This window comes from uncultured Piscinibacter sp., assembly GCF_937952055.1.
Lineage (GTDB): Bacteria > Pseudomonadota > Gammaproteobacteria > Burkholderiales > Burkholderiaceae_C > Piscinibacter.
The window spans coordinates 553,197-568,338 of record NZ_CALFYO010000020.1 but is presented as its reverse complement, the minus strand read 5'-3'; the positions used below and the strand labels follow the sequence as shown (position 1 = coordinate 568,338).

Sequence of the window (15,142 nt, the reverse complement as noted above, 5' to 3'; positions counted from 1 at the left end):
GCGCGATTATAGGCGTGTGGGTCGGGCGGTCGCCCCCTACGGCGCCATGCCTTCGACCCACTGCAGCACCGCGGCCGCCGTCTCGTCGGGTTTCTCCATCGGAAAGAGATGGCTGCCCTCGATCATCGCGAAGCGGCCGTGCGCCAGCGCCTTCGATGCCGCGATGCCCCCCTGGCGCATCTCCGCCGATTGCGTGCCGGCCAGGAAGGCCACCGGACAGCGCACCGGATGGCGGTGCAGCAGCGTGGCGAGGTGGTGCGGCAGCGTGTCGTAGATGCGGGTTTCGATGGCCCGGTCGAAGGCGAGCACGGTCTTGCCGTCGCGATCCTCGAAGCCGGAGCGCACGTAGTCTTCGAGCACGCGCGGATCCCAGCGTGCAAACACCGCCTTGGCGGCGAAATGCCGTCGCACCGCGTCGCGCGAGGGCCATTCGTGGCGCCGGGTGCGCGACACGCGACCGGGCGAGACGCGCCTGACCAGCCCGGTGGTCTTGACCACCTGCAGGCTCTGCGCACGCCATCCGGTGATCACCGGCGAGTCGATCATCACCAGGCCGCGTGCCAGGTCGGGCCGCTTGCAGGCGGCCAGCAGGCTGAGCAGCCCGCCGAGCGAGTGGCCGACCAGCACGGCGGGACCTCCGACCTCGCGATCGATGAAGTCGATCAGTTGGTCGCGCAGCCTGGGCCAGTTGCTGGTCACCGGATAGGCGGGGTCGTGGCCGAACTTGTCCAGCGCGTGCACCGCGTGGCCGGCCCGTCGCCAGGCCTCGAACAGCAGGCGGTAGGTGCCGGCGGGGAAGCCGTTGGCGTGGCTGAAGACGATCGGGAGCGTCCGGTTCAAACGATCTTCTCGCCGGGGTGGGTGATCTTGCGCATCGGCTCGTAGCGGCCCTGGCTGATGCACAGCGGGTGGGCGGCATCGCCGCCATTCCAGTGCGGATCGTCGATCGATTCGAAGATCTGGCGCAGCTTCTGGCCCCAGGTGCTGCGGATCATGTGGAAGTAGGGGTTGTGCTCGTCGATGCAGACCAGCTTCTCGCTCGCCAGGACGTCGCGCTCGTAGACCAGCAGGTCCAGCGGCAGGCCGACCGTGAGGTTGGACTTCAGCGTCGAGTCCATCGACACCAGCGCGCACTTGGCGGCCTCGTCCAGCGGCGTGGCCGGCGTGATCATGCGGTCGAGCACCGGCTTGCCGTACTTGCTTTCGCCGATCTGGAAGTAGCAGGTCTCGCGCGTCGCCTCGATGAAGTTGCCCGCCGAGTAGACGAGGAACAGGCGCATCGCCTCGCCGCCGATCTGTCCGCCGAAGATCATCGAGGCGTTGAAGTCGATGCCCGAGGCCTTCAGCGACGGGCCGTCCTGGTCGTAGACGCGGCGCACCGCGCTGCCGAGCACGCGCACGGCGTCGAACATGCTGGCGGCGTTCCAGATGGTGATCGGCTCGCCGCCCGGGTTGTCGATCTTCTCCACCTGAAGGATCTCGCGCACCGACTGGCTGATCGACAGGTTGCCCGCCGACAGCATCACCATGAAGCGGTCGCCGGCCTTCTCGTAGACCATCATCTTGCGGAAGGTGCTGATCTGGTCCAGGCCCGCATTGGTGCGCGAGTCGGACAGGAACACGAGGCCGGCATCGAGCTTGATGCCCACGCAATACGTCATGGAGCTTCCTTCTGCAAGGCTTTGAGGCGGTACAGCGCGTCCAGCGCCTCCTTGGGGCTGAGGCTGTCGGGGTCGATGGCGCAGAGCGCGTCCTCCACCTCGGAGGGCGGTACTTCGGTGCGCGCAGGCGGTGGCGCGAACAGGTCGATCTGCGCATCGCCGGCGCGCTGGTGCGACTCCAGCGCCTCCAGCGTGGCGCGCGCCTGGCGGATCAGTCCTGCGGGCATGCCGGCCAGGCGCGCCACCTGCACGCCGTAGCTGCGGCTCGCCGGGCCGCCCTGGATGTCGTGCAGGAAGATGATGTCGTCGCCGCTTTCCACCGCCGAGACGTGCACGTTCAGCGCACGCTCGTGCTTGAGCGGGAACTCGGTCAGCTCGAAGTAGTGCGTGGCGAACAGCGTGAAGGACTTGTTGCGGTCGTGCAGGTGCGCGGCGATGGCGCCGGCCAGCGCCAGGCCGTCGAAGGTCGAGGTGCCACGGCCGATCTCGTCCATCAGCACGAGCGACTGCTCGGTGGCGCCGTGGATGATGGCGGCGGCTTCCGTCATCTCGAGCATGAAGGTCGACTGCGCGTTGGCGAGGTCGTCGGCGGCGCCGATGCGCGTGTGGATGGCGTCGATCGGCCCGAGCCGGCAGGCCTTGGCCGGCACGAAGGAGCCGATCGCGGCGAGCAGGGCGATCAGCGCCACCTGGCGCATGAAGGTGCTCTTGCCGCCCATGTTCGGTCCGGTGATGACGAGCATGCGGCGGTTGGCGTCGAGCCTGCAGTCGTTGGCCATGAAGGCGCCGGTCCCGGTCTCGGCCAGGCGGGCTTCCACCACGGGATGCCGGCCGCCCTCGATGTCGATGCACGGCTCCTTGACGAAGGTCGGCCGGCACCAGCCCAGCGTCCGCGCCCGCTCGGCCAGCGCGGCGAGCGCGTCCAGGCTGGCCAGGCCGCGGGCCAGCGCGGTGAGCACCTCCAGATGGGCCTGCAACTGGTCGAGCAACTGGTCGTAGAGCAGCTTCTCGCGCGCCAGCGCGCGGTCCTGCGCGGACAGCGCCTTGTCCTCGAAGCTTTTCAGCTCCGGCGTGATGAAGCGCTCGGCGTTCTTCAACGTCTGGCGGCGCAGATAGTCGCCCGGCACGCGGTCGAGGCCGCTGCTGGTGACCTCGATGTAGAAGCCATGCACCTTGTTGAACTGCACGCGCAGGTTGGCGATGCCGGTGCGCGTGCGCTCGCGGGCCTCCAGATCGAGCAGGAAGGCGTCGCAGTTGGCGCCGATGCCGCGCAGCTCGTCGAGCGTGGCGTCGAAGCCCGGCGCGATCACGCCGCCGTCGCGCAGCAGCACGGCAGGCTCGTCGGCGAGGGCGGCGACGAGCAGTTCCTCGATCTCGGGCGGCGGGTGCAGCGCCTCCCACAACCTGTCGAGCAGCGCGGACGCGCCGTGCGGCACGCGCGCCAGCAGGTGCGGCAGCGCTTGCAGCGTGGCACGCAGGCCGGCCAGCTCGCGCGGCCGCACCTGGCGCAGCGCCACGCGCGCGGTGGTTCGCTCCACGTCGCTGATGCCGCGCAGGGCCTCGCGCAATGCGTCGAGCTCGGTGTGCAGCAATGCCTCGATGGCGTCGTGGCGCTGCGTCGCGACGCCGCGCTCGCGCAGCGGCTGCGTCAGCCACTGGCGCAGTGCGCGGCTGCCCATGCCGGTGCGGCAGCTGTCGAGCAAGGAAAACAGCGTCGGGGCGTCCTCGCCGCGCAGCGTCTGCGTCAACTCGAGGTTGCGGTGGGTGGTCGGCGGCAGCTCGAGCAGCTCGCTGGCGCGCCGCACGGTGAGTGCGCGCACGTGGGCGAGCGACTGGCCTTGGGTGTGCTCGGCGAAGGCCAGCAACGCCGCCGCCGCGGCCTGCGCCGCGTGCAGTTCCTGGGCATTGAAGCCGGCGAGGTTGGCCACGCGCAGTTGCTCGCAGAGCTTGCGCGCGCCCAAGGCGGCGTCGAACTGCCAGGCCGGGCGCACGGTCAGCGGCACGCGCGACTGCGCGAGGGCCGCGCTGCCGTGTTCGCGCTCCACCAGGGCCTCGCTGGGCTGCAGGCGCGCCAGCCAGCTGGACAGCTCGCGCTCCCCGCACTCGGTCAACCCGACCTCGCCCTGCGTCAGCGACAGCCAAGCGAGGCCGTACACGCCGCCATGCCGCGCCACCGCGAGCAGCACCGCGTCGCTCTTGTCGGCGAGCAGTTCGGTGTCGGTCACCGTGCCCGGCGTGACCACGCGCACCACCTTGCGCTCGACCGGACCCTTGGCGGTCGCCACGTCACCGACCTGTTCGCAGATCGCCACCGCCTCGCCGAGCTTGATCAGTTTGGCGAGGTAGCTCTCCACCGAGTGCACCGGCACGCCGGCCATCACCACCGGCTCGCCGGCGCTCTGGCCGCGGCTGGTCAGCGTGATGTCGAGCAGGCGATTGGCGCGACGCGCGTCCTCGAAGAACAGCTCGTAGAAGTCGCCCATCCGGTAAAAGACGAGCGTGTCGGGGAAGTCGGCCTTGATGCGCAGGTACTGCGCCATCATGGGCGAGTGGCGTGAAAGGTCGCCTTGGAGCAGCTCTGCGGTGGAGGTCGGGGCGGTCATGACGCCCGCGATGGTAGATCACGACGGGCGCCGCAGCGGTTTCGCGTGCGGGCAGGTTTCAGTCGTCTCACGGGGTCATGCCCGAGTCGCTGCGATCGCGCCTCCGCAGTCGGCGACGGAGCGGGTGCGCGCACTGGTATCGGCGGCGCGAGTGACGGCGAGGCCGTACCGCGCCAACGACCCGCCAAGTCGACGCGATCTCTGGCGTGCCGTGCTGCAATTGGCTCGACTGCGCGTGGGACCGGGCCGGCAAGCCCGGTCGTGCCCGACGACTGGACGACGATGCGCGCGAAGCCGGCGTGGGCGGGGAGTGCTCTTGCGCTTATCGATCGGCATCGGGGCGGGACAGGACCAGGTCGCCACCGCGACAGGCACCGGCGGCGCTCACGCGCTGACTGCGCGTTCCTTCAGTCTCATCGTCAGGCCCTCGGGCCGCATCGTGAACTCAAGCCGCTCGCGCGCCTCGGCGCCGTCGGGCGTCTCGAGCGCGACGATGTCGAACTCGCGCAGCAGCATCGCCACGGCGAGCTTGATCTCGAGCAGTGCCATGTAGCGACCCGGGCAGACGCGCGGCCCGGCGCCGAAGGGCATCGACACGCGCTTGGCGGAGGCCGCCGCCTGTCCCGGCCCACCGTCGGCGAGCCAACGTTCCGGCTTGAAGGCCTGCGGCTCGGGGAAGTGCTTCGGGTTCACGCTGTCATGGCGCATCACCGACCAGACCACCGTGCCCTTCGGCACCTCGATGCCAGCGACGACCGTGTCGCGGAGCAACTGCAGCCCGATGAAGGGCGCAACCGGCTTGAGCCGCATCGTCTCGTGCGCGCACGCCTCGACCCAGTCGAGTGCGGCCAGGCCTTCGTGACTCAGCGGCGCTCCCGGCGGGAGCGCGGCGTCCACTTCCCGCCGCGCCCGCTCCAGCGTCTGCGGGTGGCGCGTCATCAGGTAGAGCATCCACGCGATCGTGTTCGCCGTCGTGTCCTCGCCAGCGAGCAGCATGATGAGCACGTTGCCGGCGACGTCGTCGTCGCCGAGGCCGCTGTCGCCGGCGTCGGCGGCGGCGAGCATCGCTTCGAGCAGGTTCGGCGGTCGCTCGCGGCGCGCCGGGTCGGCCGCCAGCCGCTCTCGAGCCTGGGCGATGAAGCCGTCGATCGCCCGCTTCACCTCGGCGACGGCGGCTTCGGCCTCGCGGTCGACGGCGCTGCGAAACCAGCGCCATGTGGGCAGCGGCGCCATGATCCGCTTGAACAGGGTCGGAAACAGCTTGTCGAGGTGCTGTTGAATGCGGTCTGAATCGGACTCGAGCGTGTTCACGTCGCTGCCAAAGGCAAGGCCGGCGATCGCGTCGACGGTGAACCGCATCAGGTCCGACTGCAGGTCGATCGCTCGGCCCTCTCGCGCCGCCACGCTCCAGCGACCGGCCAGGCGGTGCGCGACCCTTTGCAGCGACGGGAAATACTCGCGCACGTGCGCCGGGTCGAAGCCGGCCATCACCATTCGCCGCTGGCGCCGCCAGACATCGCCTTCCGCAGTGAACACGCCGATCGCGAGCCCCAGCTCGCGCCAGATTTGCTCGAGCTTCGCGCCGCGGCGCACACCCTCGGGCCGGTCGCGCATCAACGTGGCGAGCGCCTCGTGGTCGGCGATGCCGAGGAAGCGCCGGTCACCGATGCGGAAGCGAAAGTACGGCCCGTACTGGTTCGCCCAGCGCTCCACGCTCTGGTGCATGCGCGCCTTGTCGACTTGCAGCGCGTTGCCGAACACCGGGATGCCCCGTGGGCCGGGCAGGTCCGCATAGCGGCGCTGGCCGGGTGCGTTGAGCGTAGTGGACATCCGAGACTCCTCCGTCTGTCGCCGCGATTCTGATCGTCGCCGTTGCGGCGTCAATCCCGCGGCTTGATCGCTCGCGCCAGGGAGGTTCGCCAGCACCTCCGAGCCGCCTGCGGACTCGGGGATTCGGGCCGCTCTGCGAATCGACGCCGCTGCGCGCGAGGCTGGGCCCGGTGTGGCTGCGCGATCGCACACCGACGGCGGCAACTCGGCTGCTGATGGACATCGTGCGCGGGGAGGTCGAGCGCATCCTGCTGCCGCAGCCGCCCGGCCGCCGAGCCGGCGCGACCTGAACCGGCAGCGGCCTGCCCTCCGCCTCAGCGCACCATCGCCATGGTGACTCAGGGCTGCCAGGCGATCGGGGCCAGCGCGAACAGCGCCAAGCGAACCAGGGGCACGGCAGCGACGACCGTCTCGCCGAAGTTCTGCTCGAGAGATGACATCCCGACCATCAGGTCCAGGCCAGGGGGAGGCCGTGAGAGTCTCGCCAGCAAAGGACGAGGATGTCACCCACCCCAAGGTACTGCTGCATCGTCGGCGTGTGGCCGTCGAAGGCGGCCGTCACGGGCTGGCCCATTTGGGCGTGCCATCGCGGCTCAGAGCGGGGCGTCGTCGTCGCGCGCCGCGTCCGCCTTGCGGATGCGTACCGGGCCCTTCTTTCTCGCCGGCTCGGCGACAGGCTGCGTAGCGGCCAGCGCGGCCTCCGGCGTCAGCGCGGCCGGGTTCGGCGGCGCAGCCGGCTCGTCGGCCTTGATGGCGCGGGTGTAGGGCGCGAGGATCTGCACGAGCTGCGCGTAGACCTTCGGGTTGCCGGCCACCACCTCGCGCTGGTAGAGGTAGTCGGCCTCGCCGGTGAAATTGCCGATCAGGCCGCCAGCCTCGGTGATGATGAGCGAGCCCGCGGCGATGTCCCAGGGGTTCAGGCCGGTCTCGAAGAAGCCGTCGTAGTAGCCGGCGGCCACGTAGCACAGATCCAGCGCCGCGGCGCCCGGGCGGCGCAGGCCGGCGCAGTGCTGCATGACTTCCTCGAACATCTGCACGTAGCGCTTGAAGTTGTCGCCCTTGCGGAAGGGAAAGCCGGTGCCGATCAGCGAGTCCGACAGTCGTGTGCGCTTCGAGGCGCGTAGTCGCTTGTCGTTCAGGTAGGCGCCGCGCCCCTTGGAGGCATAGAACATGTCGTTGCGCGTCGGGTCGTAGACCACCGCCTGCTGCACCTGTCCGCGGAAGGCCAGCGCGATCGACACCGCGTAGACCGGGAAGCCGTGCAGGAAGTTGGTGGTGCCGTCCAGCGGGTCGATGATCCACACGTAGTCGCTGTCGCGCGCGCCGTGCGTGCGGCCGGACTCCTCGGCCAGGATGCCGTGGCCGGGATAGGCGCCGAGCACCGTCTCGATGATGGCCTGCTCGGCGGCCTGGTCGACCTCGCTGACGAAGTCGTTCGGTCCCTTGGTGTTGATCTTCAGCAGATCCAGGTCCAGCGAGGCGCGGTTGATGATGGCCCCGGCGCTGCGTGCCGCCTTGATGGCGATGTTGAGCATGGGGTGGAGCGCTTGCGACATGGGGCAACCTGGACAGGAGAGGGACCGGCGGGGAGGTAAGAGCGCGGCAACGGCGAGTGACCGCTGCGGATAATGTTGATTTTACCCGGCACCCCATGCAAGCACCGGACCCGACGCGCTTCATCCTCATCGGCACCAGCCACCCGGGCAACGTCGGCGCGGCGGCGCGGGCGATGAAGGTGATGGGTTTCTCCGAGCTGTGGCTGGTCGCGCCACGGGACCCCCGAGCGGCGACGCACGACGAGGCGGTGGCGATGGCCAGCGGCGCGACCGACGTGCTCGCCGCCGCGCGCGTGGTGCCCACGCTGGCCGAAGCGCTCGAGGACGTGAGCTACCTCTGCGCGACCGCGATGACGCCGCGCGACTTCGGTCCGCCGACCTTCGCGCCGCGCGAGCTGTTCGCTACGCTGGCGCCCGCGCGGGAACGTGTCGCCTTCCTGTTCGGCTCGGAGCGCTTCGGCATGGCCAACGAGGACGTCTACCGCTGCCATGCCTGCCTGAGCATCCCGACGAGAGCCGACTACGGCTCGCTCAACCTCGCCCAGGCGGTGCAACTGATCGCCTACGACTGGCGCGAGGCGCTGGGGGGCTTCGACGTGGAACCGCGCACCACCGATCCGACTCTGGCCGATGCCGCTTCGGTGCAGGGGTTGCTGGCGCACTGGCAGCAGGTGCTGGTGGAGATCGGCTTCCTGGACCCCGCCGCGCCGAAGAAGCTGATGCCGCGCCTGAATCAGCTGCTCAACCGCGCGCGCCTCAGCCGCGAGGAGGTCGATATCCTGCGCGGCATGGCGCGCTTCGTCGGCAGGTCTCGCGACTGAGCCGAGCAGGGTCTCGCAGCCCCCGCTACACTGGTTCCCCACCTCCTCGAGAGTCAGCCATGTTCCAGCGCCTGCGCGAAGACATCGATTGCATCCTCGAGCGCGACCCCGCCGCGCGCTCGCGCTGGGAGGTGCTGACCTGTTACCCGGGCCTGCACGCGCTGGTGATGCATCGCTGGGCGAGCGCCTGCTGGAAGCGCGACTGGCGCTGGCTGGGCCGCTTCGTCTCGCACCTCGCGCGCTTCCTCACCGGCATCGAGATCCATCCTGGGGCGACCATCGGCCACCGTGTCTTCATCGACCACGGCATGGGCGTGGTGATCGGCGAGACGGCAGAGATCGGCGACGAGTGCACCATCTATCAGGGCGTGACCCTGGGGGGCACCTCGCTGTCGAAGGGCGCCAAGCGGCACCCGACGCTGGGTCGCGGCGTGATCGTCGGCGCGAACTCGCAGGTGCTCGGCGGTTTCACCGTCGGTGACGGCGCACGCGTGGGATCCGGCGCGGTGGTCGTCAAACCGGTGCCGGCCGGCGCCACCGCCGTAGGCAACCCGGCGCGTGTGATCAACGCCGACAGCGATGCGGCGCGCGAGGCGGCGGCGGCGAAGATGGGCTTCTCGGCCTATGGCGTGACGCAGGGCGACGACCCCGTCGCGCAGGCGATGAAGGGGTTGATCGACAACGCGTCCGGCCACGAGCACCAGATCGCGCTGCTGTGGCACGCGATCGAGAAGCTCTCGCAGCGCTCGCGGGAGTTGCCGAGCACCGACTGTGTGCCCGACGATGCCCACACCACCGAGCAGTTCGACGCCGAGCGCCTCAATCGCCTGGTGAAGTGAGCGGCGAGCGTGGCGGCGCTCACCGCAGGCTCAGCGGCAGCGTGAGCATCCGGAGGTGGCCCCCGCCGCGCACTGCGTCGATGTCCGGCGTCGCGCTAGGGGGCTCGTGAGGCGAGTGCGGCGGCGCGGCGGGCCAGGGCCATCGGCTCAGCCGGGCGGTCGGAGCGCCGACTTCGGCCGGAAGGCCTTGCACACCGCCTCGTCGGTCTCGAAGTAGGGGCCGCCGATCAGGTCGATGCAGTAGGGCACGGCGGCGAAGATGCCATGCACGCCGCGGTCCGGCAATCCTTCGAGGGTCTCGGCGATCGACTTCGGCTGGCCGGGCAGGTTGATGATCAGCGCCTTGCCGCGGATCGCGGCCACCTGGCGCGAGAGGATCGCGGTGGGCACGAAGTTCAGGCTGATCTGGCGCATCTGTTCGCCGAAGCCAGGCATCAGCTTGTCGGCCACGGCCATCGTCGCTTCGGGCGTGACGTCGCGCGGCGCCGGGCCGGTGCCGCCGGTGGTGAGCACGAGGTCGCACTTCGCCACATCGACCAGCTCGCGCAGCGCGGCGCCGATCCCCTCCAGATCGTCGGGGATCAGCCGCGCCTCCCAGGCAATCGGGTTGCGCAACGCTCGATTCAGCCAGTCCTGCAGCGCCGGGATGCCCTTGTCCTCGTAGACGCCGGAGGAGGCGCGGTCGCTGATCGAAACGACGCCGATGCGCACAGGGTCGAAGCGGGAGTCACTCATGATCGTCGCGGGATTGTCGGATGAACTGGAACAGCTCGCGGAAGGCGCGGCCACTGCGCTGCTCGGGATGCGCCGCGGCGTCCTTGCGCGCGCTGCGGATCAGGCTGCGAAGCTGCTGCGCGTCGCTGCGCGGGAACTGCTGCAGGAAGCCGGTGACGGCGTCGTCGCTGGCGACCAGCTCGGCGCGCCAGCGCTCGGCCTCGTGCAGCGCGAGCGCATCCTTGGCGCGCCCGAGCTGCATGTCGAGCACCGCCTGGCGGATCGGCTCGGTGTCCACGCCGCGCATCAGCTTGCCGATGTACTGCATCTGGCGGCGCCGGCCCTCGTGGGTGCGCGTGCGGCGGTACTCGTGCACCGCATCGCGCAGGTTCTCGGGGATGGCCAGGTCCTTGACGCGCGATTCGGGCAGGTCGACCAGCGCCTGGCCGAGGTCCTGCAATTCGTGCGAGGCCTTCTTGCGCTGTGTCTTGCTGGGGCGTTCGTCGGGGTCGACAGCGTCGACAGGGAGGTGGAGAGGAAGGTGGCGGGACATGGTCGGTGAGCGCATGGCGCGTGGTTATCATAGCCCGCGCCCTCTGCACGAACGCCTCCCCATGACCGACAAGAATGCCCGCGGCTTCGCCTACACGCGCGAACACTTCCAGCAGCTCGCCGAAGACGCGCTGGCGCTGGCGAAATCGCTCGGAGCCAGCGAGGCCGGGGTGGAAGTCTCCGAAGGCGTGGGGCTGTCGGTCAGCGTGCGCAAGGGCGAGATCGAGAACGTCGAGCGCAACCGCGACAAGTCTCTGGGCGTGACGGTCTACGTCGGCAAGCGCCGAGGCAACGCCAGCACGTCGGACTTCTCACGCACCGCCATGGAGCAGACGGTGCGCGCCGCCCACGACATCGCACGCTTCACCGCCGAGGACCCGGCCGCCGGCCTGCCCGAAGTGGAGGACCTCGCCTTCGGCGCCGCAGCGGAGCGTGACCTCGACCTGTTCCATCCCTGGCCCATCGTCGCGGAGCAGGCCGTGGAGATCGCGCTGCGCTGCGAGGAGGCCGCGCTCGAGGTCGATCGCCGCATCACCAATTCCGACGGCGCAGGCGTATCCGCGCAGCAGTCCCATTTTTTCATGGCCAACAGCCGCGGCTTCCGCGGCGGCTACGCCAGCTCGCGGCACTCGCTGTCGGTGGCGCCGATCGCCTCGTTGCCGGGCAAGAACGGCGACGACATGCAGCGCGACGCCTGGTACAGCTCGATGCGCGCACCGGACGACCTGGCGGCTCCCGAAGCAGTGGGCCGCTACGCCGCCGAGCGTGCGCTGTCGCGGCTGCGCAGCCGCAAGGTCGCCACTGCCGAGGTGCCGGTACTGTTCGAGTCCACCGTCGCCGCCGGGCTGCTGGGCTCGCTGGTGCAGGCGGTCAGCGGCGGCGCGCTGTACCGCAAGTCGAGCTTCCTGCTCGACAGCCTGGGCAAGGCGGTGCTGGCCCCGCACATCGACATCCGCGAGGATCCGCACGTGCTTCGCGGCAAGGGCAGTGCGCCTTTCGACGACGAGGGCGTGGTCACGCGACCGCGCGACGTGGTCAAGGGCGGCGTGCTGCAGGGCTACTTTCTCTCCAGCTATTCGGCGCGCAAGCTCGGCATGCGCACCACCGGCCATGCCGGCGGGGCGCAGAACCTGACGATGAACAGCCGCCTCACGCAGCCGGGGGACGACCTCGACGCGATGCTGAAGAAGCTGCATCGCGGACTGTTCGTCATCGAGCTGATGGGGCAGGGCGTCAACCAGGTCACCGGCGATTACTCGCGCGGCGCGGCCGGCTTCTGGGTCGAGGACGGCCACATCGCCTATCCGGTGCACGAGATCACCATCGCCGGCAACCTGCGCGAGATGTTCAAGGGCATCGTCGCCGTCGGTGCCGATGCCTACACGGCCGGCACGCGGACGATCGGCTCGGTGCTGATCGACCGCATGAAGCTGGCCGGCAGCTGAGCGCCTGCGCCGCGCGGTGGGCACGTAATTTTGCGCAGGGGTAAACACGGGGCGGGGGGCTTATACCCCCCTCCTAGAATTTCTTCGCTCAACCCTTCCTCCGCTCTATCCACATCAGGAGAATCCGCATGGAACGTCGCTCGTTCATTCATGGCGCCGGCTTGGCCGGCGTGCTGGCCGCCGGTGCCGCACCGGCCATCGTGCACGCCCAGGCCAACATCCGCTGGCGTCTGGCCTCCAGCTTCCCGAAGTCGCTCGACACCATCTACGGCGCCGCGGAGGTGATGGCCAAGAAGGTCGGCGACATGACCGGCGGCAAGTTCCAGATCTCGGTGCATGCCGGCGGCGAACTGATGCCTCCGTTCGGCGTGCTCGACGGCGCCTCCAACGGCACGGTCGAGATGGCGCACACCGCGCCGTACTACTTCTTCGGCAAGGACCCGACCTACGCGCTGGACTGCGCCATCCCCTTCGGTCTGAACAGCCGCCAGATGACCGCCTGGATGTACGAGGGCAATGGCCTGAAGCTGACCCGCGAGTTCTACGGTCAGGTGGGCATCCTCAACTTCCCGATGGGCAACACCGGCGCCCAGATGGGCGGCTGGTACCGCAAGGAGATCAAGTCGCTGGCCGACATCAAGGGCCTGAAGATGCGCATCGGCGGCTTCGGCGGCAAGGTGCTCGAGCGCATCGGCGCCGTGCCGCAGAACATCCCCGGTGGCGAGATCTACCAGTCCCTCGAAAAGGGCACGATCGATGCGGCCGAGTGGGTCGGTCCGTACGACGACCTGAAGCTGGGCTTCAACAAGGTCGCGCCGAACTACTACTACCCCGGCTGGTGGGAAGGTGGCCCGCAACTGTCGCTGTACGTCAACAAGAAGGCCTACGACGGCCTGTCGTCCGAGTACAAGGCGATCATCGAGAGCGCTGCGGCTTATGCCCACGTCGAGATGCAGGCCCGCTACGACGCGCGCAACCCCGCCGCGCTGAAGACGCTGGTCAGCCAGGGCACCAAGCTGTTCCGCTTCCCGAAGGACGTCATGGAGGGCGCCTTCAAGGCCGCCATGGAGGTCTACGGCGAACTGAACAACACCAACCCGGCCTGGAAGAAGATCTACGAGGACTACGCCGCGTTCCGCCGCGACGCCAACCTCTGGTTCCGCTTCACCGAGTCGGGTTTCGACGACTTCATGCAGTCGCAAAAGCTCTGATCGGCACCGCGTCCGTCCAGAAGAAAGCCCCGCCTCGGCGGGGCTTTTTCGTGCCCGGCCCGGCGGCGATCCGGGCCGGTGCGGACGGGGTTACTTCTTCTGGTCCTCCTTGATCGATTCGAGCAGGCCCTTCATGGGGTCGTCCTTCTGCTCGGGTGCGGCGCTCTCCGGCGCCGACGCGGCGGCCGGCACGTCGAAGCCGGCCATCGGATCCGCCGGGCGCGAGCCGGTGTCCTGCTTCTGCAGCATCTCGAGCGCCTTGTCGGCATCGATGGTGACGCCCTTGTCGATGCCGCCGGTAACCAGGTTCGGAAAGGCAATCACGGCCGCCACCATGACGACCTGCAGCACGATGAAGGCGATCGAACCCTTGTAGATCTGCGGAGTGGTGACGGCCGGGATCGTCTCGCCCGTGATGCGGTCCTTGTAGTCCTTGCGGGCCGCGACGCTGCGCAGGTAGAAGAGGGCGAAGCCGAACGGCGGTGTCAGGAACGAGGTCTGCAGGTTCATCGCGATGATCACACCGAACCACACCAGCGCCATGTTGGGTGGGGTGCCTTCGGGCAGCAGCTCGGGCAGGATCTTGTTGGCCACCGGCGCCAGGATCGGGATCACGATGAACGCGATCTCGAAGAAGTCGATGAACATGCCCAGGATGAACACCAGGATGTTCACCACGATCAGGAAGCCCAGCGCGCCGCCGGGCATGTTGTCGAACAGATGCTCGACCCAGATGTGGCCGTCGGCGGCGTTGAAGGTGAAGCTAAACACCGTCGAGCCGATCAGGATGAACAGCACAAAGATCGACAGCCGGGCGGTGCTGTCCAGTGCCTGCACCATCAGCTTGCGAGACATGCGGTTGCGCGACACCGCCATGATCAGCGCGCCGAGCGCACCCATCGCGCCGCCCTCGGTCGGCGTGGCGATGCCCAGGAAGATGGTACCGAGCACGAGGAAGATCAGCACCAGCGGGGGGATCAGCACGAAGGTGACCTGCTCGGTCAGCCTCGACAGCAGGCCGATTCTGAGCAGCTTGTTGACCAGTGCCAGCACCAGCGCGAGCACCGAGGCCACCGTCATCGAGAGGATGACGATCTCGTCGCCCGGTGCCGGCAGCTGACGGTCGATCAGCGGGTTGATGACCGACTGGTGCACCCTCGACCAGGCCCAACCGACGCCGGCGCACAGCACGAGCAGCGCCAGCAGCGAGCGGTGGCCGCTGGAACCGTTGGGCTCGCGGTAGATGCGCGCCTCGTGCGGCAGCGCCGGCATCCACGAGGGCTTGACGATGGCCACCAGCACCACGAAGGCGAGGTACAGCCCGACCAGCAGCAGGCCGGGGATCAGCGCGCCGGCGTACATGTCGCCGACCGAGCGGCCCAGCTGGTCGGCCAGCACGATCAGCACCAGCGAGGGGGGGATGGCCTGCGCCAGCGTGCCCGAGGCGGTGATGGTCCCGGTGGCGATGGTGCGGTTGTAGCCGTAGCGCAGCATGATCGGCAGCGAGATCAGGCCCATGCTGATCACCGCCGCAGCCACCACGCCGGTGGTCGCGGCCAGCAGCGCGCCCACCAGGATCACCGCCACGGCCAGGCCACCACGCACCGGGCCGAACACCTGACCGACCGTCTCGAGCAAGTCTTCGGCCATGCCGGAACGCTCGAGCACGATGCCCATGAAGGTAAAAAACGGAATCGCCAGCAGCGTGTCGTTCTGCATGATGCCGAACACCCGCAGCGGCAGCGCTTGGAACAGGTTGCTGCCGAACAGGCCGGCTTCCATGCCGATGAAGCCGAACAGCAATCCGGTGGCGGCGAGGCCGAATGCGACCGGAATGCCCGACAGCAGGAAGACGAACAGCCCCGCGAACATCAGCGGGACGAAGTTCTGGGTGATGAACTCGACCATGG

At 69.0% G+C, this 15,142-nt stretch carries 12 protein-coding genes; 4 read left to right on the top strand and 8 right to left on the bottom strand.

Features of this window, described 5'->3' with window-relative positions:
• Positions 1-36: 36 nt before the first annotated feature.
• The 5 genes from Q0599_RS13565 to Q0599_RS13545 form a co-directional block, all read right to left on the bottom strand.
• The gene (locus tag Q0599_RS13565) at positions 37-840 is read right to left on the bottom strand and encodes an alpha/beta hydrolase (RefSeq protein WP_298830235.1); all 804 of its coding nucleotides are present in this window, start codon (positions 838-840) and stop codon (positions 37-39) included.
• Positions 837-1,661 carry a proteasome-type protease gene (locus tag Q0599_RS13560; RefSeq protein ID WP_298830232.1) on the bottom strand — a complete coding sequence of 275 codons (825 nt, stop codon included), beginning with the start codon at positions 1,659-1,661 and terminating at the stop codon, positions 837-839. Before Q0599_RS13560 ends, Q0599_RS13565 begins: the two co-directional genes overlap by 4 nt.
• A complete protein-coding gene (gene mutS / locus Q0599_RS13555) occupies positions 1,658-4,264 on the bottom strand; it encodes a DNA mismatch repair protein MutS (protein WP_298830230.1) in 2,607 nt (868 codons plus the stop codon). Before mutS ends, Q0599_RS13560 begins: the two co-directional genes overlap by 4 nt.
• Before the next feature lie 384 nt (positions 4,265-4,648).
• Complete coding sequence (locus Q0599_RS13550; RefSeq protein ID WP_298830228.1) at positions 4,649-6,094, bottom strand: cytochrome P450; 1,446 nt, start codon at positions 6,092-6,094, stop codon at positions 4,649-4,651.
• 593 nt (positions 6,095-6,687) lie between these two features.
• A complete protein-coding gene (locus Q0599_RS13545; protein WP_298830226.1) occupies positions 6,688-7,650 on the bottom strand; it encodes an inositol monophosphatase family protein in 963 nt (320 codons plus the stop codon).
• A 95-nt stretch (positions 7,651-7,745) separates the two neighbouring features.
• On the opposite strand from Q0599_RS13545, the gene Q0599_RS13540 reads away from it, so the two are divergent.
• Positions 7,746-8,471, top strand: coding sequence for an RNA methyltransferase (locus tag Q0599_RS13540; protein ID WP_298830224.1), 726 nt, complete (start codon positions 7,746-7,748; stop codon positions 8,469-8,471).
• A 59-nt stretch (positions 8,472-8,530) separates the two neighbouring features.
• The gene (gene cysE / locus Q0599_RS13535; RefSeq protein ID WP_298830222.1) at positions 8,531-9,310 is read left to right on the top strand and encodes a serine O-acetyltransferase; all 780 of its coding nucleotides are present in this window, start codon (positions 8,531-8,533) and stop codon (positions 9,308-9,310) included.
• A gap of 147 nt (positions 9,311-9,457) precedes the next feature.
• On the opposite strand, the gene mog is transcribed toward cysE, so the two are convergent.
• Together mog and yjgA are read right to left on the bottom strand one after the other, a co-directional pair.
• Positions 9,458-10,045 (bottom strand): molybdopterin adenylyltransferase, encoded by a 588-nt coding sequence (mog, locus tag Q0599_RS13530; protein WP_298830221.1) that lies wholly within the window; start codon positions 10,043-10,045, stop codon positions 9,458-9,460.
• Positions 10,038-10,592, bottom strand: coding sequence for a ribosome biogenesis factor YjgA (gene yjgA, locus Q0599_RS13525; RefSeq protein ID WP_298830220.1), 555 nt, complete (start codon positions 10,590-10,592; stop codon positions 10,038-10,040). Before yjgA ends, mog begins: the two co-directional genes overlap by 8 nt.
• Positions 10,593-10,638: 46 nt before the next feature.
• On the opposite strand from yjgA, the gene pmbA reads away from it, so the two are divergent.
• Together pmbA and Q0599_RS13515 are read left to right on the top strand one after the other, a co-directional pair.
• Positions 10,639-12,021, top strand: coding sequence for a metalloprotease PmbA (gene pmbA, locus Q0599_RS13520; protein ID WP_298830219.1), 1,383 nt, complete (start codon positions 10,639-10,641; stop codon positions 12,019-12,021).
• Positions 12,022-12,149: 128 nt separating this feature from the next.
• Complete coding sequence (locus Q0599_RS13515; RefSeq protein WP_298830218.1) at positions 12,150-13,232, top strand: TRAP transporter substrate-binding protein; 1,083 nt, start codon at positions 12,150-12,152, stop codon at positions 13,230-13,232.
• 90 nt (positions 13,233-13,322) lie between these two features.
• On the opposite strand, the gene Q0599_RS13510 is transcribed toward Q0599_RS13515, so the two are convergent.
• Entirely contained in the window at positions 13,323-15,140 is a 1,818-nt protein-coding gene (locus Q0599_RS13510) for a TRAP transporter large permease subunit (protein WP_298830216.1), read from the bottom strand.
• Positions 15,141-15,142: the final 2 nt, after the last annotated feature.